General features: G+C 70.2%; 18 protein-coding genes. 10 read left to right on the forward strand and 8 right to left on the reverse strand.

Annotated features, from left to right (window positions below; genetic code table 11):
- Positions 1–138: 138 nt before the first annotated feature.
- Positions 139–1,068, reverse strand: a complete 930-nt coding sequence (locus ACXMYJ_RS08690; RefSeq protein WP_460355451.1) for a TIGR03564 family F420-dependent LLM class oxidoreductase — start codon at positions 1,066–1,068, stop codon at positions 139–141.
- 132 nt (positions 1,069–1,200) lie between these two features.
- Positions 1,201–2,502 carry an acetyl-CoA C-acetyltransferase gene (locus ACXMYJ_RS08695; protein ID WP_260757893.1) on the reverse strand — a complete coding sequence of 434 codons (1,302 nt, stop codon included), beginning with the start codon at positions 2,500–2,502 and terminating at the stop codon, positions 1,201–1,203.
- A 149-nt stretch (positions 2,503–2,651) separates the two neighbouring features.
- Here ACXMYJ_RS08695 and ACXMYJ_RS08700 point away from each other — a divergent pair, with 149 nt between their 5' ends.
- A complete protein-coding gene (locus tag ACXMYJ_RS08700) occupies positions 2,652–4,034 on the forward strand; it encodes a 3-oxoacyl-ACP reductase (protein ID WP_460355454.1) in 1,383 nt (460 codons plus the stop codon).
- 2 nt (positions 4,035–4,036) lie between these two features.
- A complete protein-coding gene (locus ACXMYJ_RS08705; RefSeq protein ID WP_260756356.1) occupies positions 4,037–4,888 on the forward strand; it encodes a MaoC/PaaZ C-terminal domain-containing protein in 852 nt (283 codons plus the stop codon).
- Here ACXMYJ_RS08705 and ACXMYJ_RS08710 read toward each other — a convergent pair.
- Positions 4,875–5,504: a TetR/AcrR family transcriptional regulator gene (locus ACXMYJ_RS08710; protein ID WP_260756355.1), complete on the reverse strand. Its 630-nt coding sequence runs from the start codon at positions 5,502–5,504 to the stop codon at positions 4,875–4,877. The two genes, ACXMYJ_RS08705 and ACXMYJ_RS08710, sit on opposite strands and share 14 nt — an antisense overlap.
- A 65-nt stretch (positions 5,505–5,569) precedes the next feature.
- Positions 5,570–6,787 carry a glycoside hydrolase family 3 N-terminal domain-containing protein gene (locus ACXMYJ_RS08715; RefSeq protein ID WP_443187544.1) on the reverse strand — a complete coding sequence of 406 codons (1,218 nt, stop codon included), beginning with the start codon at positions 6,785–6,787 and terminating at the stop codon, positions 5,570–5,572.
- Between the two features lie 165 nt (positions 6,788–6,952).
- On the opposite strand from ACXMYJ_RS08715, the gene ACXMYJ_RS08720 reads away from it, so the two are divergent.
- From ACXMYJ_RS08720 to ACXMYJ_RS08730, 3 genes are all read left to right on the forward strand, one after another.
- Positions 6,953–7,441 carry a universal stress protein gene (locus ACXMYJ_RS08720; RefSeq protein WP_260756353.1) on the forward strand — a complete coding sequence of 163 codons (489 nt, stop codon included), beginning with the start codon at positions 6,953–6,955 and terminating at the stop codon, positions 7,439–7,441.
- Between the two features lie 66 nt (positions 7,442–7,507).
- Complete coding sequence (locus ACXMYJ_RS08725; RefSeq protein WP_460355458.1) at positions 7,508–7,681, forward strand: DUF2613 domain-containing protein; 174 nt, start codon at positions 7,508–7,510, stop codon at positions 7,679–7,681.
- Positions 7,682–7,718: 37 nt separating this feature from the next.
- A complete protein-coding gene (locus ACXMYJ_RS08730; protein WP_460355528.1) occupies positions 7,719–11,972 on the forward strand; it encodes an alpha-(1->3)-arabinofuranosyltransferase in 4,254 nt (1,417 codons plus the stop codon).
- 104 nt (positions 11,973–12,076) lie between these two features.
- On the opposite strand, the gene ACXMYJ_RS08735 is transcribed toward ACXMYJ_RS08730, so the two are convergent.
- On the reverse strand, positions 12,077–13,261 hold the full coding sequence (locus ACXMYJ_RS08735; protein WP_260756351.1) for an acyltransferase family protein: 1,185 nt from the start codon (positions 13,259–13,261) through the stop codon (positions 12,077–12,079).
- 193 nt (positions 13,262–13,454) lie between these two features.
- Here ACXMYJ_RS08735 and ACXMYJ_RS08740 point away from each other — a divergent pair, with 193 nt between their 5' ends.
- Both ACXMYJ_RS08740 and ACXMYJ_RS08745 read left to right on the forward strand, forming a co-directional pair.
- Complete coding sequence (locus ACXMYJ_RS08740; RefSeq protein ID WP_260756350.1) at positions 13,455–14,660, forward strand: PorA family protein; 1,206 nt, start codon at positions 13,455–13,457, stop codon at positions 14,658–14,660.
- On the forward strand, positions 14,657–16,435 hold the full coding sequence (locus ACXMYJ_RS08745) for a hypothetical protein (protein ID WP_460355530.1): 1,779 nt from the start codon (positions 14,657–14,659) through the stop codon (positions 16,433–16,435). Before ACXMYJ_RS08740 ends, ACXMYJ_RS08745 begins: the two co-directional genes overlap by 4 nt.
- Here the strand turns inward: ACXMYJ_RS08745 and ACXMYJ_RS08750 are convergent.
- On the reverse strand, positions 16,376–16,633 hold the full coding sequence (locus ACXMYJ_RS08750; protein WP_260756348.1) for a hypothetical protein: 258 nt from the start codon (positions 16,631–16,633) through the stop codon (positions 16,376–16,378). The two genes, ACXMYJ_RS08745 and ACXMYJ_RS08750, sit on opposite strands and share 60 nt — an antisense overlap.
- A gap of 12 nt (positions 16,634–16,645) precedes the next feature.
- Positions 16,646–17,503 carry an oxygenase MpaB family protein gene (locus tag ACXMYJ_RS08755; RefSeq protein WP_460355462.1) on the reverse strand — a complete coding sequence of 286 codons (858 nt, stop codon included), beginning with the start codon at positions 17,501–17,503 and terminating at the stop codon, positions 16,646–16,648.
- 26 nt (positions 17,504–17,529) lie between these two features.
- Here ACXMYJ_RS08755 and ACXMYJ_RS08760 point away from each other — a divergent pair, with 26 nt between their 5' ends.
- A complete protein-coding gene (locus ACXMYJ_RS08760) occupies positions 17,530–17,694 on the forward strand; it encodes a hypothetical protein (protein ID WP_460355465.1) in 165 nt (54 codons plus the stop codon).
- A gap of 92 nt (positions 17,695–17,786) precedes the next feature.
- Here ACXMYJ_RS08760 and ACXMYJ_RS08765 read toward each other — a convergent pair whose 3' ends face one another.
- Positions 17,787–18,974, reverse strand: a complete 1,188-nt coding sequence (locus ACXMYJ_RS08765) for a glycosyltransferase family 4 protein (protein ID WP_460355468.1) — start codon at positions 18,972–18,974, stop codon at positions 17,787–17,789.
- Between the two features lie 38 nt (positions 18,975–19,012).
- Between ACXMYJ_RS08765 and ACXMYJ_RS08770 the strand changes: the two genes are divergently transcribed.
- Together ACXMYJ_RS08770 and ACXMYJ_RS08775 are read left to right on the forward strand one after the other, a co-directional pair.
- Positions 19,013–19,780, forward strand: a complete 768-nt coding sequence (locus ACXMYJ_RS08770; RefSeq protein WP_443187542.1) for a class I SAM-dependent methyltransferase — start codon at positions 19,013–19,015, stop codon at positions 19,778–19,780.
- A gap of 53 nt (positions 19,781–19,833) precedes the next feature.
- The gene (locus ACXMYJ_RS08775) at positions 19,834–21,312 is read left to right on the forward strand and encodes an aldehyde dehydrogenase (protein WP_443187541.1); all 1,479 of its coding nucleotides are present in this window, start codon (positions 19,834–19,836) and stop codon (positions 21,310–21,312) included.
- Positions 21,313–21,385 lie beyond the last annotated feature (73 nt).

Raw genomic sequence — 21,385 nt, forward strand, 5'->3', positions numbered from 1 at the left:
CTACATATCTCGCGCGGCCGACTCACATCCCTTTGCCGGCTCTTTGGATTTAGTCACTCCCGAACCCGTCGTGCGAACGATGCTACGCCGCGCGGGGGCGGTGCAAAAGGGGTAGTCCCGGGCTTTTCCCGAGAATTTTCACCCCGCCGAATCCACCTCGCGCAGTAGGGCTCTCGTGCGGGTGCGACCCTCGACGGAGCTGTCGAACGCCGCGCCGACGAACTCGTCGACGCCGGCGTCGCGGAGCTCGGCGATGCGGTCGCGCACCGTCGCCTCGTCACCGATGATCGCAGCGTCCTCCGGACCCGCGTAACCCTCGCGGTCGAGCATCGCGCGGTACGACGGCAGCGTCCCGTACACGGCGAACTGTTCGGCGGCCTGCTTGCGCACCCCGTCGACATCGTCGGTGACGGCCACCGGAAGCGACGCCACCACGCGCACCGCGTCAGCCGGCCGGCCCGCGTCGGCGGCGGCCTGCCGCAACGTCGGGCTGACGTGCTCGCGCAGCGTCTTCGGGCCGGTCATCCATGTGCACGTGCCCGAGGTGCGTCGGCCGGCCAGGCGCAGCATCTGCGGTCCGAGCGCGGCGATGTAGACGTCGGGGCGCGGCGCCCCCGGGATGACGAGCGCCCCGCGCGTCGTGACGGTCTCTCCGGCGGCGTCCGCGGGTTCTCCGGCCAGCAGCGGCAACAGTCCGTCGAGGTACTCATTGAGCCTGCGGACCGGCTTGTCCCACGGAATGCCCCACATGCCCTCGGTGACGGCGGCGTGCGTCATGCCGAGGCCCAGGATGAAACGGCCGCCCGACGCCAGGCTGACCGTCAGCGCGCGCTGCGCCAGCTGCATCGGATGTTGGTTCTGGATCGGTACCACGCCGCTGGCGGCCTCGATCGTGTCGACCTCGTGCAGCGCGACCGCCAGGATGGTCAACAGATCGGGTTCGTACGGGAGCTGGCTCATCCAGACTCGGGCGAAACCCTCGTCGCGCAATTGGGCGAGGTAGGCGATCGTCGCATCGATCGGATTACCGCCGAGGCCGCTGATCTGTCCGAACATGCTGATCTGCATGGTTGAAATCTACGCTGAAAAGTTGAGAGCCCCGTGTTGCCGTCGGGTCGGGGGGTCAGACGGCAACACGGAGCTATCCCCTGTATCGGCGCCTCCATCGCAGGCGTTACAGCGATCCGAAAAAGTTTCCGGTCAGGCCTCCAGGATGGCCGTCACACCCTGTCCACCAGCGGCGCAGACCGAGATCAGACCGCGCACGGGCTTGCCGCTTTCGGCCTTCTTCTCCGCCAGCTGCTTGGCCAGCTGGGCGACGATCCGCCCGCCGGTCGCGGCGAAGGGGTGACCGGCGGCCAGCGACGAACCGTTGACATTCAGCTTGGACCGGTCGATCGCCCCGAGGGCGCCGTCCAGACCGAGGCGCTCCTTGCAGTACTCGTCGGACTCCCACGCCGCCAGGGTCGCCAGCACCACCGAGGCGAACGCCTCGTGGATCTCGTAGAAATCGAAGTCCTGCAGCGTCAGGCCGTTGCGGGCCAACAGCCGAGGCACCGCGTACGTGGGCGCCATCAGCAGGCCGTCGCGACCGTTGACGTAGTCGACCGCCGCGGTCTCGGCATCGACGAAATACGCCAGCACCGGGATCGAGTGCTGCGCGGCCCACTCCTCGGACGCCAGCAGCGCCACCGACGCGCCGTCGGTGAGCGGGGTGGAGTTGCCCGCGGTCATCGTCGCGTCGCCGTTGCGCACGCCGAAGACCGGCTTGAGCTTGGCCAGCTTCTCAGTCGACGAATCGGGTCGCAGGTTGTTGTCGCGGTAGAGCCCGAGGAACGGGCTGACCAGATCGTCGAAGAAACCGCGGTCGTAGGCGGCGGCCATGTTGCGGTGGCTGGCGACGGCCAACTCGTCCTGGTCGACCCGTTTGACGCCCATCTCCTTGGCGGTGACGGCGGCGTGCTCGCCCATCGACATGCCGGTGCGCGGCTCGCTGTTGACCGGGATCTCGACGCCCAGCGACGCGGGCAGCTTGCCGACGAGCTTGAGGCGGTCGACGTTCGATGTGGCGCGGCGCAGTCCGAGCAGCACCTTGCGCAGGTCGTCACCGAACGCGATCGGCGCATCCGAGGCGGTGTCCACCCCGCCTGCCGCGGCGACCTCGTAGCGGCCCCGGGCGATGCCGTCAGCCGCGGCGATCGCGGCCTGCAGACCCGTCCCACAGGCCTGCTGCAGGTCGAACGCGGGCGTGTACGACGACAGCGAACTGCCGAGCACGCACTCGCGCATCAGGTTGAAGTCGCGGCTGTGCTTGAGCACCGCGCCGCCGATCACCGCGTCGAGCCTCTCGCCCTTGAGATTGAAGCGCTCGGCCAGGCCGTCGAGCACCGCGGTGAACATGTCCTGGTTGGACGCTTTCGCGTAGGCGCCGTCGGACCGCGCGAACGGGATCCGGTTTCCGCCGAGCACGGCCACCCGGCGAGCGGCCCTGGTCCCGGCGATTTCTGACGTCCCAGCGTTGTCTGAGTTCTCAGCCACATTGCCTCCCTGCTGATGGGGTGTCGAGGGTCATACTACCCACTGTTCTTACTCTGGAGTAAGTTCGTGAGGGATATGACGGTGCTGGGTAACCCCTTCACCGTCGACAACTGATGTACCCGGATCTCCAGAAAGGCAGCGCCGTGGCTTCCGATCTTCTCTCCCAGGTCGTCAACTCCGGGCCTGGCTCGTTCCTGGCCAAGCAACTCGGTGTGCCGCAGCCCGAGCCGCTGCGCCGTTACAAGCAGGGCGAGCCGCCGCTGGCCGGTTCCCTGCTGATCGGCGGCGAGGGCCGCGTGGTCGAACCGCTGCGCGCCGCGCTGGCCGACGACTACGACGTCGTCGCCAACAATCTCGGCGGGCGCTGGGCCGACTCGTTCGGGGGCCTGGTCTACGACGCCACCGGCATCACCGATCCCGAGGGTCTCAAAGGGCTGTACGAGTTCTTCACCCCGCTACTGCGCAACCTCGGGCATTCCGGTCGCGTGGTCGTCATCGGCACGACACCCGAGGAGACCGGCAGCGTGCACGAGCGCACCGCGCAGCGCGCCCTGGAGGGCTTCACCCGGTCACTGGCCAAGGAGCTGCGCGACGGATCGACCGCGTCACTGGTGTACCTGTCGGCCGACGCCAAACCGGCCGCCACGGGCCTGGAGTCCACGCTGCGCTTCATCCTGTCCGGCAAGTCGGCCTACGTCGACGGTCAGGTGTTCCGGGTCGGGGCGGCCGACGCGACCCCGCCCGCCGACTGGGACCGGCCGCTCGACGGCAAGGTCGCCGTTGTCACGGGTGCGGCGCGCGGGATCGGCGCGACCATCGCCGAGGTGTTCGCCCGAGACGGCGCGAAGGTGATCGCCGTCGATGTCGAGGGCGCCGCCGAGGCGCTGGCCGAGACCGCCACCAAGGTGGGTGGGACCGCGCTGACGCTGGACGTCACCGCCGCCGACGCGGTCGACCGCATCGCCGAGCACGTCCGCGAACACCACGGGGGCAGGCTCGACATCCTGGTCAACAACGCCGGCATCACTCGAGACAAGCTGCTGGCCAACATGGACGAATCCCGCTGGGACTCGGTGATGGCGGTGAATCTCCTTGCGCCGCTACGCCTGGCTGAGGGGCTGGTGGAGAGCGGCCTGATCGGCGACGGCGGGCGGATCGTCGGGTTGTCCTCGATGGCGGGCATCGCCGGTAACCGTGGGCAGACGAACTACGCCGCCACCAAGGCCGGCATGATCGGGTTGACCGACGCGCTGGCTCCGCAGTTCGCCGACAGGAACATCACGATCAACGCCGTGGCGCCGGGGTTCATCGAGACGAAGATGACCGACGCGATTCCGTTCGCCACCCGTGAGGTCGGCCGTCGGCTCAACTCGCTGTTCCAGGGCGGTCAGCCCGTCGACGTCGCCGAGGCGATCGCGTACTTCGCCAGCCCGGGTTCGAATGCCGTGACCGGCAACACGATCCGGGTGTGCGGTCAAGCCATGCTGGGCGCGTAGAGATGGGTGACCAGCAGCCCTCGGGCTTGAGGAACCTGGCGTTGGCCGCGGTCGGCGCGCTGCCGTTCGTGCGCCGCGGCGACACGCTGCCCACCCGTACGCTGACCGTCGAGGACCTGACCATCGACCCGGTCAACGTCGCCGAGTACGCCGACGTCACCGGGCTCCGGTTCGACAACGTCGTCCCGCTCACCTACCCGTTCGCTCTGACGTTCCCGACCGTGATGGCCTTGATCACCGGGTTCGACTTCCCGTTCGCCGCAATGGGTTCGGTGCATCTGGAGAACCACATCACCCAGTACCGCCCGATCGCCGTGACCGACACGGTGTCGGCGACGGTGCACGCGGAGAACATGCGTGAGCACCGCCGCGGACTGCTGGTCGACATCGTGACCGACGTCAAGGTCGGCAATGACGTTGCGTGGCATCAGATCACCACCTTCCTGCATCAGCAGCGCACCAGCCTGTCGGACGAGCCGAAGCCGCCGCCGCAGAAGCAGCCGAAGCTGCCGCCGCCGAACGCGGTGCTGCGCATCACCCCCGGGCAGATCCGGCACTACGCGTCGGTCGGCGGCGACCACAACCCGATCCACACCAACGCGATCGCGGCCAAGATGTTCGGTTTCCCGACCGTGATAGCACACGGGATGTTCAGCGCCGCAGCCGTTCTGGCCAACATCGAGGGCCAGCTGCCGGACGCGGTGAAGTACTCGGTGCGGTTCGCCAAGCCGGTGGTACTGCCCGCCAGGGCCGGGTTGTACGTCGAACGCAACCCCGACGGCTGGGACCTGACGCTGCGGCACCTGACCAAGGGTCACCCCCACCTGACGGGGACCGTCGCTAGCTTGAGATGACAGCGGTGGCGTCGACGTCGACGGTCGACGGCGCCCCTTTGAGTCCGCTCCAGAACAGGTTGATCATCAGCTCGGCGGCTTCGTCGACGTCGGCGTCGCCGGTGCTGACCCGCGACGCGATGGCCTCGCCCGCACCGACCAGGGCAACCGCCATCAACTCGAAGTCGGTGTCGGGCTCGGGGAACTTGGTGCCCGAACGCAGCAGCCGCCCGACCAGCTCGATGATGCGTTCGCGGCCCTCCCGCACGGTGTGCGAGAACGCCTGGGAGCTGGTGGCCTGGGTGTAGAGCACCATCCACGACGCCCGGTTGGCATCGATGTACTTCAGGAAAGCCAGCACCGCGGTGCGCAGCAGTTCCTTCGGCGGCGCGCTGAAGTCGATGTCGCTGTTCACCTCATCGACGAACCGGCCGAGCTCACGGTTCAGACAGGCGCCGAACAGCTCTTCCTTGGACCCGTAGTACAGATAGAGCATCGGCTTGCTGATCTGCGCCTCGGCGGCGATCGCGTCCATCGACGTCTCGTGATAGCCGTTCACGGAGAAGATCTCCACCGCGGCGTCGAGCATCTGCTGCTCCCGGACGGCACGCGGCAACCGCTTGGTACCACCTGCCATTGCGCGTGCCTTCCTGACCGATCAGCGACGAACGTCCTACCACAGGGTAAGCACTGGACGACCGATCAGCCGCCGCAGCGTGGCGAGAGACCCTTCATCGCGATGATCCGCATCACAGCCTCGTCGATGCGCGGCATGGTCAGTTCGCCGGCGGCGACCGCCTGCTCCAATCTGTCCAGCACCGCGGGCACCTCGCCGGTGCTCAGCCAGAGCGCAACGTCGGCACCCGCCTGCAGACTGCGCAGCACCGCGTCCCCGACGCCCAGCCGGGCGGTGATGGCCTGCATGCCGGACAGGTCGTCGGTGAACACCGGGCCGCCGAACGGCGGGCCGCCATAGTCGCCCGACCGCAGCAGCGCGTAGGCGGGCGGGCTCAGGCTGGCCGGTTCGCTGCCGGTCAGGCCCGGCACCTCCATGTGGCCGACCATCACGCCGACCGGGGCCTGGGTGGTCAGCGTCTGGTACGGCAGCAGGTCGTGAGCCTGCAGATCGGCCAGCGGCGGGGTGACGACGCTGCCTGCGTGGGTGTCCCCGTTCCCGTTGCCGTGCCCCGGGAAGTGCTTGAGCACCGGAAGCAGACCGGCGTCACGCAGCCCGCGGGCGTAGGCGCCCGCGTAGTCGGTGACCTGGGCCGGGTCCGCACCGAAAGCACGGTCGCCGATCACGCCGCCGTCGGCTGCGTCGGTGACGTCGACGACGGGCGCGAAATCGACCGTGATGCCGAGGCCGCGCATCTTGCGTCCGCGCTCCAGGGCGATCTGGTAGACCTGCTCCGGACTGTTGGTGGCCGCCAGCTGCCGGGGCGACGGCTGTGCGCCGATCAGGCCGGACAACCGCGAGACCCGGCCACCTTCCTCATCGACGCTGACTGCCAGCGGCAACGGCGTGGCGGCGTCGGCGATGCCGGCCAGGGAGCCGTCGGTCAGCATCGACAGGTCGCTCCAGCTGCCGACGAAGATGCCGCCCACGCGATGGGTGTCGACGACCGAGCGGGCGTCCGCGGCGCCGGTCACCCCGACCATGAGCCGCTGGGCGAGCTTGTCCCGGGTGGACATCGCCGCGACGGCGGCCGCGGGGTCACCGCACGCCGGCGCGGCCGGGGGCGGGGCGGCCGGCGGCGCCGGTGCGGGGCCGGCCGCCATCGACGGGGTCGCGTGGATCACCGGCGGGCCGGCCGACTCCGGTTCGGCGGGCGATGTGCAGCCGACCAGCAGCGCCGACGCCGCGAGCACCCCGGCGAGAGCATGCGGGACGGTTTTCGGGACGATCCGTGACGCAGGCATACGGACCGACAGTAACGGCAGAACGTGTCTCGATCTATTCCCCCGGGCCGTGGCGGGGTCCCGAGTCCCGCGGCTCGGAGGCGCAAGAGCCCGATGAAGACGCCCTGTGGTGCGGCTGCGACCAAATATTCTGTGGGGGGTGACGAGCGAGGACAAGGAGCGGCGATGACGGGCCCCGTACCCCGGGACAAGAAGACCGTGATGGTCATCGCCTTTGACGGCTCGCCCACTGCACGACGCGCGGTGCACTACGCCAGCCGGTTCCTGACCGCCGACCGGGCCGTGGTGCTGACGGTGTGGCTGCCGCTGGACCGGGGCTCGGCCCCGGTCGGTTACCACTACGACCTCGACGGGCCGCCCGATCCGCGCAACGACGACGAGATCGACATCGCGCTCGCCGAGGCGCAGCGCATCAACGACGAGGGCCTCGAACTCGCGCTGGCCGCCGGTCTGCCCGCCGAGCCGATGCGGCGGGCGGCCACCTTCACCGTGTGGCAATCCATCATCGAGGCCGCCGACGAGCTCGACGCCGACCTGATCGTCACGGGCACCCGGGCGACCACGGGTTTCCGGTCGCTGATCCAGTCCAGCGTGGCCGACCATGTGCTGCGCCGGGGACACCGTCCGGTGCTGATCGTGCCGCCGGAGCCGTGACCCGCGCCTGATCGCGCCGCTCCGCGGGCGCCCGGGCCGCGGCGGCCTCCGTGCTAGGTTTGCCGCATGGATCGGTTTGTCGTACCCGCTGCAGCCAGCATCGTCGTCGGCCTGCTGCTCGGGGCGGCAGCCGTGTTCGGTGTGACGTTGATGGTGCAGCAGGACACAAAGCCTCCGCTGCAAGCGGGCGATCCGGCGTCATCGGTGCTCAACAGGGTCGAGTACGGCGACCGCACCTAAATCCCGGGTCGCTACGCTCCTGCCCTCCGTCCCTGACCTGACCCGGCCGCTGTCGCGGCGCTGGTTGTGGGTGGCCGCCGCGGCGGCACTGGTCCTGACATTCGCCCAGTCGCCCGGCCAGATCTCACCCGACACCAAACTCGACCTCACCGCGAACCCGCTGCGCTTCCTGTCGCGGGCGTTCAATCTGTGGAACAGCGAGCTGCCGTTCGGCCAGGCACAGAACCAGGCGTACGGCTACCTGTTCCCGCACGGAACGTTCTTTCTCACCGGTGACCTCCTCGGCGTCCCGGGCTGGGTGACGCAACGGCTGTGGTGGGCGCTGCTGCTGGTGGCCGGGTTCTGGGGGCTGCTGCGGGTCGCCGAGGCGCTGGGCATCGGCACCACGACGTCCCGGGTGCTCGGCGCGCTCGCGTTCGCGCTGTCGCCGCGGGTGCTGACCACCATCGGCGCCATCTCGTCGGAGACGCTGCCGATGATGCTGGCGCCGTGGGTGCTGCTGCCGGTCATCCTGGCTCTCCAGGGCGGGTCCCGGGTGCGGGTGCTGGCCGCTCGCTCTGCCGTCGCGGTGGCGTTGATGGGTGCGGTGAACGCGGTCGCGACGCTCACCGCGTGTCTGTGCGCGGTGGTGTGGCTGCTGTGCCACCGGCCCGACCGGACGTGGCGACGGTTCGTGGCGTGGTGGCTGCCGTGTGTGGCGCTGGCCGTGACGTGGTGGGTGGTGGCGTTGCTGCACCTGGGCCGCATCAGCCCGCCGTTCCTGGACTTCATCGAGTCCTCCGGGGTGACGACGCGGTGGATGTCGCTGACGGAGATGCTGCGCGGCACCGGGGCGTGGACGCCGTACGTCGCACCGACCGCCACCGCGGGCGCCCCGCTGGTCACCGGGTCGGTGGCCGTGCTCGCGACCACGCTGGTGGCCGCCGGCGGGCTGGCCGGTCTGGCGCTGACGACCATGCCGGCCCGCGGTCGCCTGGTGACGATGCTGCTGGTCGGCGTCGCACTTCTGGCGGCCGGCTACTCGGGCGGCCTGGGGTCCCCCGTCGCGCAGTACGTGCAGGCCTTCCTCGACGCCGAGGGCACCCCGCTGCGCAATCTGCACAAGCTCGAGCCTCTGCTGCGGTTGCCGCTCGCGCTCGGGCTGGCCCACCTGCTCGGGCGCATTCCACTGCCGGGCAGTGCGCCGCGGCCGGTGTGGCGCAACGCGTTCGCCCACCCGGAACACGACAAACGGATCGCAGTCGGCATCGTGCTGTTGTCGGCGCTGACCGCCGCCACCGCGCTGGCCTGGACCGGGCGGCTCACCCCTCCCGGGGCGTTCGACGAGATCCCACCGTACTGGCACGAGACCGCGGCGTGGCTGGACGACAACAACTCCGCGGGCCGGGTGCTGGTGGCCCCGGGCGCTCCGTTCGCGACGCAGATCTGGGGCAACAGCCACGACGAACCGTTGCAGGTGCTCGGCGACAGCGCGTGGGGGGTGCGCGATTCGATCCCGCTCACCCCGCCGGAGACGATCCGCGCGCTGGACTCGGTGCAGCGCCTGTTCGCCGCGGGACGGCCGTCCGACGGTCTGGCCGACACGCTGTCCCGGCAGGGCGTCTCCCATGTGGTGGTGCGCAACGACCTGGATCCGGATTCGTCGCGGTCGGCGCGGCCCATCCTGGTGCACCGCGCGATCGACAGCTCGCCCGGCCTGACCAAGGTCGCCGAGTTCGGGCCGCCGATCGGCCCCGGCAGCCTGGAAGGATTCGTCACCGACAGCGGCTTGCGGCCGCGCTATCCGGCCGTGGAGATCTACCGCGTCGACCGCCCGGTGTCACTGAAACCATATGTGGTCGAGGCTGATTCGATGCCGCGCGTGGACGGCGGCCCGGAGTCGCTGCTGCGGCTCGACGAACGTCGCAGGCTCGTCGGGCGGGACCCGCTCGGCCCCGCACTGCTGACCCAGGACGCCACACGGGCCGGGCTGCCCTCGCCGCTGGTGACCGTGACCGACACCCCGACGGCGCGGGAGACCGACTACGGCCGCGTGGACGACCACTCGTCGGCGATCCGCGCACCCGCAGACGCGCGCAACACGTACAACCGGGTGCCCGACTATCCGGCCACCGGAGCCGAACTCGTCTACGGCCGGTGGGGCGGCGGCAGGCTCTCGGTGTCCAGTGCCGCATCGGACTCCACGGCGCTGCCCGACGTGTCGCCGTCCTCCAATCCCGCATCGGCGATCGACGCAGACCCGTCCACGAGTTGGGTGTCCAATTCCCTGCAGACCGCGCTGGGCCAATGGCTCCAGGTCGACTTCGACCATCCCGTCACCAACGCCACGCTGACCGTCACCCCGAGCGCGACGGCGGTCGGCGCGCAGGTGCGGCGAATCGAGGTGTCGACCGTCAACGGCACCAGCACCGTCCGCTTCGAGGAGGCCGGCGAGCCGCTGACCGTGGCGCTGCCCTACGGCGAGTCCCCGTGGGTACGGATCACCGCCACCGGCACCGACGATGGCTCGCCCGGGGTGCAGTTCGGCATCACCGACATCAGCATCACCCAGTACGACGCCAACGGGTTCGCGCACCCGGTGAGTCTCCGGCACACCGTCGACGTGCCCGCTCCACGATCGGATTCTGTTGTGGCGCAGTGGGATCTGGGATCAGAGCTGTTGGGTCGCGCCGGCTGCGCGCAGAGTCCCACCGGAACTCGGTGCGCCGCGGCGATGGCGCTGGCGGCCGAGGAACCGGTGAACCTGAGCCGCACGCTGACCGTGCCGGAGGCGACACAGGTGACCCCGACGGTGTGGGTGCGTGGCCGCCAGGGACCCCATCTGGCCGAGTTGATCGCGCAGCCGGACACCACCCGCGCCCACGGCGACTCCGACCCGATCGACGTGCTCGGCTCGGCGTACGCGGCCACCGACGGGGACACCGGCACGTCGTGGACGGCACCGCAGCGCACCGTGCAGCCGCACACCCCACCATCGCTGCAGCTCAAACTGCCTGCCGCCACCGAGGTTTCGGCGCTGCGGGTCACCCCTGGCTCGTCGCCGCTGCCTGCCCGGCCGCGGTTGATCGCCGTCGATCTCGGGGACGGTCCGCAGGTGCGCCGCATGACGGCCGGAACCGAGACCTTCCGGCTGCACCCGCGGGTGACCGACTCGATCACGGTGTGGCTCATGGACTGGGACGACGTGATCGACCGCACCTCACTGGGTTTCGACCAGCTCAAGCCTCCCGGCCTGGCGGAGGTGGTCGCACTCGACGGACGCGGCACACCCGTCGGAGCCGCCGACGCGGCGGCCAACCGGGCACGCACGGTGAGCGTGCCGTGCGGACGCGGTCCGGTCATCGGCGTCGCCGGGGAGTTCATCCAGACGTCGGTGACCGCCACCGTCGGCGCGCTGCTCGACGGCGACCCGATCCCGGCCCGCCCCTGCCGCGACGAGCCGATCCCGTTACCGGCGGGCGAGCAGGAGTTGGTGATCAGCCCCGGTACGGGACTGATCGTCGACGGTGTGCAGCTGGACGGTCCGCGTTCTGCCGACATCGGTTCGGCGACAACGACGCCCGTCACCGTCGAGGAGTGGACCAGCGTCGATCGCGAGGTGACTGTGCCGGCGTCGCAGACCGCGCGTGTCCTCGTCGTACCCGAGAGCGCCAACCCCGGCTGGACCGCGCGCACCGCCGACGGCGCCGCGCTGACGTCGGTCACCGTCAACGGATGGCAGCAGGGCTGGGTGCTTCCGGCGGGGGCGGCCGGTGCCGTGACGCTGGACTTCGCCTCCAACGCCACCTACCGCGCCGGACTGATCGGCGGCCTGGCGTTGCTGCCAATGTTGTTCGTGCTGGCGTTCGCCCCCGTGCGCCGCCCCGGCATCCCAGGGCCGCCCTCCAGACCGTGGCAGCCTCCCGCGCTCGCCGTCGCCGCCGGCGCCGCGCTGGTGGCCGCGGTGATCTCGGGAGTCGGCGGTCTGCTGGTCGCAGGCGCCGCGGTCGGCGTCCGCTACCTGCTGCGGCGACGGGAACGACTGCGGGACGCGCTGACCGTCGGCACCGCCGCGTTCGGCCTGATCCTGGCCGGCGCCGTGCTCAGCCAGAACCCGTGGCGCTCGGTGGACGGTTACGTGGGCCACTCCGCGGGGGTGCAGTTCCTCGCGCTGCTGTCGGTGGTCGCGGTCGCGGTTTCGCTGGTGTCGTTCCCTGATTCCCGGCGCACCGGTCAAGATGGGGGCCATGACAGCGCCACCGGTACCCCCGATCGGCACCCAGGTGTCGGCACTGGCCGCCCAGGCCCCTGATGCGACTGGCGCAGTCCTGATTTCCCGCCGAAACCGCATTCCACGCGAAGAAATCGGCCGGGCGACCGCGTGGAATGCGATTTCGGCGGCTGAGGGGTCGGGCGTCAGCGGGCTTCGGCGGGTTCGACCTCGTCGCTGACCGACGAATCCAGCGGCGTCGGATGATGGCGTCGCTCCCAGCGCCGCAACGCATTGCGGCACCCAGACTCCACCAATCCGTAGCTGACCGCAGCGATCGCGAAACCGAACAGCAGGGTCAGGATCAGCACCACGGTGAAGTGACCGCTGAACGGGAACGCGCCGATGATCGGGAACACCATCGCCAGCGCCGCCAGGTGCCACACGAAAAGCCCGTAGGACCACCGGCCCAGCGTCACCATCACCGGGCTGCCCAGCAGCCGGTGCGGGGTATCCACCCGGTCGAGCACCAGCGGGGCCAGCAGCGCGCCGGCGACCACCGCGCCCATCGCCGTCTTCAACGTCACCTGCCCGACCGACCCGGGGTGCAGGCCCTCGCGCCCGGCCAGCGGGGACGCCGCGATCAGGAACGCCGTCAACGCCAGCACCGCCATCAGCACGCGCCGGCGGGCCAGCCGATGGGCCCAGCCCACCGGGCTGACCGTCAGCTCCGCGAGCACCATGCCCGCGGCGAACCACGAGAAGAACGCCGGCGGCCAATTCCACAGGTTGTGCCCGGAGTCGGGGTCGAACGGGATGCGCACCCAGAACAGGCTCGCCACGGCGACCGCGATGATCACCGGGATCCGCGCGCTCACCGGCAGCCGGCGGGCCAGCAGCGCCAGCAGCGGCAACACCAAATAGAAGCTCATCTCCACCGACAGGCTCCACATCTGGGTGAGGCCCGCGGTCAGGGTCAGCGGCACATAGATCTGGGTCAGCGTGAGATTGGCCAGCCACACCGTGAAGTCGGCGTTGACGTCGGGCAGCAGCGTCATGATCACCACCACCGCGACCAGATAGCCCGGCATGATCCGCACGATGCGCGACCTCAGGTAGTGCCCGGTCGACGGACGCTCCCGCAGCCCGCGCGCCGCGGCCGCGTGGCCGCGCCACAGCAGGAACCCCGACAGCGCGAAGAACACCGCGACGGCCAGATCGAAGCGGCCCAGCACCCGTCCCACCACGCCGCCGCCCTGGCCGGTCTGGAACGCCACGTGCGTGACGACGACGCCGATCGCCGCGCACGCGCGCAGGCCTTCGACGGCGGGCAGGAATCCGCGCGTCCCGCCGACGGCGCTCGAATCGCCCACGGCTTTGGCGTCGTTCACGCCGAACAGTGTGCCCGCAACACCGTCCCTGCGTGAATCCCGCCGGATAAACGGGTAGTCAGGCGCTGCCGGTGAACCCTCGTAGTAAGCGACGACCATCATCTGTGCTGTTAGGGTCGAACCGGACTTTTGGGCGTCTGGCTGGGCGCCGCCACCGCCACGCCCGTGGCGGCGCGCGAAGGGAGACACGGTATTGAACCGCGCAGTTGCGCTGAGGATCGCCGCGTGCGGAATCATGGGCCTCGGAGCTGCCCTGCTCATCGCTGCGCTGCTCTTGTCCACCTACACCCAGGACAAAATCGCCAAGATTCCGCTCGACATCGACACCACCCTCGTCAGCGACGGCACCGGCACCGCGTTCGACCCGGCGTCACTGCTCGGTGAGCGGTTCGTGATCAACGAGGACGTCCCGATGGTGCTGCAGCAGCAGATCAGCGTGGAGTCCCCGTCGAACGCCGACGTGGTGACGCTGCAGGTCGGCTCGTCGCTGCGGCGCACCGACCGGCAGCAGGACAACGGGCTGCTGCTGGCGATGGTCGACACCGTGACGGTCAACCGCTCCACCGCGATGGCGGTGTCGAGCGAGACCAATCCCGGCGGTTCGGTGCAGCGGCCGCGCTCCATCGACGATGAGGTGCCGCCGACGAGCATCGCGCTGCCGCACGAGGGGCTGGCCTACCGCTTCCCGTTCGACACCGAGAAGAAGACGTACCCGGTGTTCGATCCGATCGCGCAGAAGGCGTATGACGCCAACTACTCCGGCGAGGAGGATGTCAACGGCCTGACCGCCTACAAGTTCACCCAGAACGTCGGCTTCGACGCCGACGGCAAGCTGGTCGAGCCGGTCAAGTACCCGTCGCTGTACGACGACGACGCCGACAGCCAGGTGACGGCGCGAGCCGCGCTGTGGGGCCTCGAGGGCGACCCCGAGGAGATGATCACGATGACGCGGTATTACGCCGCGCAGCGCACGTTCTGGGTCGATCCGGTGTCGGGCACGATCGTCAAGGAGTCCGACCGCGGCTACCACTATTACGCCCGCGAGGCGCTCAAGCCCGAGGTCACGTTCGTCGACTACACCGTGACGTCCACCGAGGAGACGGTCGAGTCCCAGGTGGCCTCCGCGCAGGACGAGCGGGACCGGGTGTCGCTGTGGGGCCGCATCCTGCCGATCACGTTCACCGCGCTGGGCCTGGTCGCGCTGGTTGGCGGGGCGCTGCTCGGCTCGTTCAGCCTGCGCACGGAGTCGCAGTTGATCGATCCCGGTCTGGACGACACCGGCAACCGGTTCTTCGGTAAGCGCGGCGACGACGGCGAACCGGTGCCCGGCGCCGAGGCGAAGACCGAGAAACTGCCCGCGCAGCGGCCGACGGACCTGCCGCCGGACCGACCGGTCTGATCGCGCCGGTCTCCGCGCCGACCTGGCGCTCGCTCGTCGCGCCGGGTTATGCGCTGGCATTGACCCTCGCGGTGACCGGGCCGCTCCTCGCGCCGGGTTACCTGCTGCTGCGTGATGCGGTGTCCACACCGCGGTCCTATCTGACCGATGCCGCGTTGGGGCTGACCCAGGCCGCGCCGAGGGCGCTGCCGCAGGATTTCGCGGTCGCGCTGGGCTCGGCCGTGGTGGACGGCGGGGTGGTGGTCAAGGCCGTGCTCATCCTCGGCCTGTGGCTGGCCGGCTGGGGCGCCGCCCGGCTGGTGACCACGGTGCTGCCCGACGCCGGGACCGCCGGCCAATGCGTGGCCGTCACCATCGCGATCTGGAATCCCTACGTGGCCGAGCGGCTGCTGCAGGGGCACTGGAGCCTGCTGGTGGGCTACGGGTGCCTGCCGTGGGTCGCGGCGACGGTGCTGGCGCTGCGGCAATCGCCGAAATCGCATTCCAGTAGCAAAAGTGCGAGAAGAGCCCTGCTGGAATGCGATTTCGGCAGGATCGGGGCGCTGCTGTTCTGGGTGGCGCTGGCAGGATTGACGCCGACGGGGTTGATGCTGGCCGCGACGATCGCGCTCGCGTGTGCGACGGCCCCCGGTTCAGGCCGGCCGCGGTGGTGGTGCGCAGCCGTGAGCCTGGCGGCGGCGGTGACGGCCGCACTGCCGTGGTTGGTCGCGTCGGCGGTGGCCGGCGGCTGGGCCGGTGCGGTGGACCAGCGGCCCGGGATCGAGGCGTTCGCCGCGCGTGCCGAGCCGGGGCTGGCCACTCTGGGCAGCCTGGCCGGCCTGGGCGGCATTTGGAATGCCGAGGCGGTACCGGCTTCGCGGACAACGCTTTTCGCAATCGTGTCGACGGGTGTGCTGTTGGCGATCGTGGCGGTGGGGCTGCCGGTGCTGCTTCGCCGCCGTGTCGCGCTGCCGTTGCTGGTGGTCGCGGTGACGGCAGTGGTCGCGCCGGCGCTGCTCGCCACCGGGCCCGGTATGGCGGTGCTGGAGGGCGTGGTCGGCGCGGTCCCGGGGCTCGGGGTGCTGCGCGACGGGCAGAAGTGGGTCGCGCTGGCCATGCCGGCCTACGCACTGGCCGGGGCGGCTGCCGTCGTCGCGCTGCGTCCCCGGCTACCCGCGGCGGCCGCCGCCGCGCTGTGCTGCGCCGCGGTGGTGGCGACGTTGCCGGACCTGGTCTGGGGTGTCGGCGGCCGCGTCGGCGCGGTGACGTATCCGCCCGGCTGGCCGGCGGCCGCCGAGCTGATCAACGCCGACCCGGCGCCGGTCGCCGTGCTGCCCGTCGACAGCATGCGGCGGTTCCCGTGGGCCGGGGACGCACCGGTGCTCGACCCGCTGCCGCGCTGGGTCCGTGCCGAGGTGCTCAGCACCGGTGACCTGACCATCGCGGGACAGACCGTTCCCGGGGAGGGCAGCCGGGCCCGCGAGGTGCAGCGGCTGCTGATCTCCGGCTCCGGCGCCGTCGAGCTCGCCGCGGCCGGGGTGGGCTGGGTGGTGGTCGAGGGCGCCGCGGTGGACCTGGAATTGCCGGTGGCCTACCGGGACGACGCGCTGACGGTGTACGCGATCGGCGGCGACAGCCCGGCCGCGCCCCATCGGGCGCTGCTGCTGGCCGCGCACTCGGTGTGGCTCGGTCAGCTCGTCGTCGGGCTCATCGCGATGCTGCTCGCGCGGCTGCGGTCACGTCACGCACACGGCCGGCAGCAGCAGCTGGACCGGCCAGAGCGCGGCGACCAGTAGATAGGCCAGCAGCCCACCGCCGGCAGGCATCAGCGTGTTCAACGATGTCTCAAGGAGGCGGACCTCCTCCACGCGGAAGAACGCCCACACCAGACCGACGGTGACATAAGGGATCGCCAGCCACAGCCCGAGTTCGATCACGTCGGCCAGACAGAACCGTCTACTGAGCACGCTGCGCGTGGCGGTGCGGATCGACATGCGGCGCTCCTCTCAGACCAGCCGCCGGTGGGCGCGGACGCGCCTGCGGACGTCGGCGAGCAGGATGTGACTGCCGCCCTGGCGAAGGAAGCCGGGCAGGAAGCGGTTGACGAACGCGACGAACAGGAACAGCTGCTCGAACCACCACTGCCGCCCGCCACCCCACGAAACGCCGAGCGCGTCGCGGAAAACCGGGGCCAGGAAGCCCGCGGTGAGGAACTTCAACAGCGGCCGGAAAGGCAGTCCCAGAACGGGATTGATCATCGTCACATTGATCAGCTCGGTGAGGTAGGACCTCACCACATCGTCCATCTGGACCTGCTCGCAGGCCGAGTCCCAGTACTGGTCGAACTCCGCACGGGTGGGCGGCCACTGGTCGGCGCCGACCTGCAGCGTGGTGCCGAGCGTCCAGGCCGAGCGGTAGAACTGCTCGGCCTGATCGGGCGTCATCCGGCCGCGCAGCAGCTGGTAGGTGTCTTCCAGCCCCACGAACAGGCACGCGGCCACCCACATCTGCAGATCGCGGTCGAAGGCGTTGTAGCGCACCGGACTTGACGGTCCCGACTGCACGTGCCGGTGTGCGCCGTCGACGGCTGCCCGGAAGGCGGCCCGGTCATCGTCGGATCCGAAGATCGCGACGGCCAGATACTGGAAGGTGGTGCGGGCCCGCTTCCACGGGTGCTTGAGCAGGTTGCCCGAGTCGACCTTGCTCTCCACGACGCCGTAACCCACTCCAGGACGCGACATCTGCATGATCACGTTGGCCGCGCCGGCGGCGAACGACCAGAAGTCCATCGCGTCGCCGACTCGCACCGGTTCGTCGCTCCAGCGTGCGGTGCGCCGCTCGATCTGAATCCTGTTGCCGCTCATCAGATACACACGCCCGTACGAGCAGGATGGGCCAGAACAGCAGCGAGCCGGCGACCGCGAAGACCTTGAGTCCACCGTCCGCTGCCGCGACGTGGTCGGGCCGCAGCACCGTGACCAGGACCCCGAGAATCCCGTACGGCGCGCCGACCAACAGCGCGGTCCCGATCCACTCGGCGACGGTCATCTCGTAGCCCAGGATCCGGCGCACCACACTGAGCATGGCGCTATGTTAATGGCCATTCGCGCTGCTGTCCGCGATAAGAGCGGAATTCGCGCGCCGTGATCAGATGACGCCGCTGGCCGGCACGCCGGCACGCACCGCGTCGAGCACGGCGCGCATGGCGTCGGCGCTCTGGCGCCAGGAGAAGTCGCCGCTGCGCACCTGGGCCTTGGCGCCCAACTGCTCGCGCAGCACCCCGTCGGTGAGCAACCGCTCCAGACCGTCGACCAGTTGATCGCAGTCGTCGACCAGCATCCCGGTGACCCCGTCGACGATCGAGTCGGTCAGCCCGCCCGAGGACCGGTAACCGACGGTCGGCACACCGTGCTGCGCAGCCTCGACCACCGACAGGCCCCAACCCTCTTTCCGGGAAGGCAGCACATGTACCCAACTCTGTTGCAGCACGGCGTGTTTGGTGGCATCATCGACGTGGCCGTGGAAGGTGACCGCATCGGAGATCCCCAGCTGCCCGGCATGGTCGACCAGCCGCTGCGCCCACCAGCCGTCACCCAGCACGTCCAGGTGAACATCGGGGACGCGGGTGCGCAAGCGCGCCACCGCATCGAGGGCATCCTCGATCTGCTTGTGCGGTACCAGCCGCGAGAGCACCACGACGCGCGGAGTCTCCGAACGGGGAATGGCCAGCGTGTGTTCGGGCGCCGCGTCGACACCGTTGCGCACCACCGCGATCCGGTCCGGGTGCACGCCCAGCGCGGCCAGGTCGCGGGCCGACGGCAGCGACACCGTGACGTACTGGTTACGGCGGTGCAGCCGCGGGGACAGCCGCGATTCGACGAACCACCCGATGCGGCTCATCACCGGCCCGGCGACGGGCCACTGCTCGCGGTGGCAATGGTGCACCAGCACCACCGTCCGGCGGCCGTACACCAGCCGGGACAGGAACGGCAGCCCGTTCTGGGTGTCCACCACGATGTCGGGCCGGATGCGGCGCATCGGCCCCAGTCCGATCTTCGCGGCGGCCATCGCCAGCCCCGCCCACACGTACACGCTGTAGGGCCCGCCCCTGCGCTGGATCTGCACGCCGTCGACCACCTCACACCGCGGCGCGCCGCGGTAGCGGGCGGTGCGCAGCGTGACCCGGGTGCCCGACGCGGCGAGCTGGGAACCGATGCGCTGCAGGTAGGCCTCGCTGCCGCCGCCCTGCGGGTGGCCGGTGTCACGCCAGCAGAGCAGCAGCACGGAACGGACCTGCGCACGCGAGGAGCACACGGGATCGGGCAGGTCAGACATCCCCGCCAGCCTAGCCCGGTGATCAGTAGGGTGACCGGGTGCCCGCCACCGACCGCTTCGCCGAACGCGCGACGCTGTCCCGCTCGGCGCGGCTGCTCGCGGCGTTCCGGTTCGAGCAGAGTGAGCCGGACCGCTTCTACGGCGCACTGGCCGCGGACACCGTCGCGATGGTCGGCGACCTGTGGCAGTCGGCCAAAGGCACGGCGCCCACCGGACTGACGCTGCTCGACGTCGGCGGCGGGCCGGGCTATTTCGCGTCGGCGTTCACCGAGGCCGGCGTCCGCTACATCGGCGTCGAACCCGACCCCCGGGAGATGCACGCCGCCGCACCCCGCACCCACGGTCGGGCCGGCACGTTCGTCCGGGCCTCCGGGACCGCGCTGCCGTTCGCCGACGACAGCGTCGACGTGTGCTTGTCATCGAACGTCGCCGAGCACGTCGCCGAGCCGTGGCGGCTCGGCGAGGAGATGCTGCGGGTGACGCGGCCCGGCGGGCTCGCCGTGCTGTCCTACACCGTCTGGTTCGGGCCGTTCGGCGGGCACGAGATGGGCCTCACGCATTATCTCGGTGGTCGCCGGGCAGCTGACCGGTACGCCCGCACACACGGCCACCGACCCAAGAATGACTACGGCTCGTCGTTGTTCGCCGTGCACGCCGCCGACGGGCTGCGCTGGGCGCGCGGCACCGGCGCGCTGATCGCCGCATTTCCGCGCTACCACCCGCGATGGGCCTGGGGACTGACGAAGGTGCCGGGCGTGCGGGAATTCCTGGTGAGCAATCTGGTGCTGGTGTTGCAGCCGTTTTGAGGCTGTCTTGCAACAGGTTCTCGTTTGACCTATCCGTCGGTAGTGTGACGCCTATGACACAGAGCACTGCGTTTCGGACCGAATGGGACAAACTGTTCATCGGCGGTAAGTGGGTCGAGCCGGCCACCTCGGACGTCATCGAGGTGCGTTCCCCCGCCACCGGCGAGGTCGTCGGCAAGGTGCCGCTGGCCTCGGCGGCCGACGTCGACGCCGCCTGCGCGGCCGCCCGCGAGGCGTTCGACAACGGTCCGTGGCCGCAGATGACGCCACAGCAGCGCGCCGAGGTGCTGGGCCGCGCCGTCAAGATCATGGAGGAGCGCGCCGACGAGCTGAAGTTCCTGCTCGCCGCCGAGACCGGCCAGCCGCCGACGATCGTCGACATGATGCAGTACGGCGCGGCGATGTCGTCGTTCCAGTTCTACGCCGGGGCCGCCGACACGTTCACCTGGCAGGACATCCGCGACGGCGTCTACGGCCAGACCCTGGTGGTGCGTGAGCCCGTCGGTGTCGTGGGTGCCGTGACGGCGTGGAACGTGCCGTTCTTCCTGGCCGCCAACAAGCTCGGCCCGGCGCTGCTGGCCGGCTGCACCGTGGTGCTCAAGCCGGCCTCCGAGACACCGCTGTCGGTATTCGCGATGGCGGAGATGTTCGTCGAGGCGGGCCTGCCCGAAGGCGTGCTGTCGATCGTGCCCGGCGGCCCGGAGACCGGTCAGGCGCTGACCGCCAACCCGAATCTGGACAAGTACACGTTCACCGGGTCGTCCGGTGTCGGCAAGGAGATCGCCAAGATCGCGGCCGACAAGCTCAAGCCGTGCACGCTGGAGCTCGGTGGCAAGTCTGCGGCGATCATCCTCGACGACGCCGACCTGGATTCCACGCTGCCGATGCTGGTGTTCTCCGGCCTGATGAACTCGGGCCAGGCCTGCGTCGGGCAGACCCGCATCCTGGCGCCGCGTTCGCGCTACGACGAGGTCGTTGAAAAGTTGGCCGCCGCGGTGGCCGGGATGGTCCCAGGCCTGCCCGACGATCCGGCCGCGATGATCGGCCCGCTGATCAGCGAGAAGCAACGCGACCGCGTGGAGGGCTACATCAAGAAGGGCATCGAGGAGGGCGCCCGCGTGGTCACCGGCGGCGGACGTCCCGAGGGCCTGGACAGCGGCTGGTATGTGCAGCCGACGGTGTTCGCCGACGTGGACAACTCGATGACCATCGCGCAGGAGGAGATCTTCGGCCCGGTGCTCGCGGTGATCCCCTACGAGGACGAGGACGACGCGGTGCGCATCGCCAACGACTCGGTCTACGGCCTGGCCGGGTCGGTGTACACCACCGACAACGACCGGGCGCTGAAGATCGCCCGGCGGATCCGCACCGGCACCTACGCGGTGAACATGTACGCGTTCGACCCGTGTGCGCCGTTCGGCGGCTTCAAGAACTCGGGCATCGGCCGCGAGAACGGCTGGGAGGGCATCGAGGCCTACTGCGAGCCCAAGAGCATCCTGCTGCCGTTCGGTTACACGCCGCCGACGTCCTAGCGCGAGAAGACACAAAGTCGCACGCTCACCGCGGTGGGCGTGCGACTTTGTGTCTGCTGGGCGTCATCCGGCC

Source organism: Mycobacterium sp. ZZG, assembly GCF_054786995.1.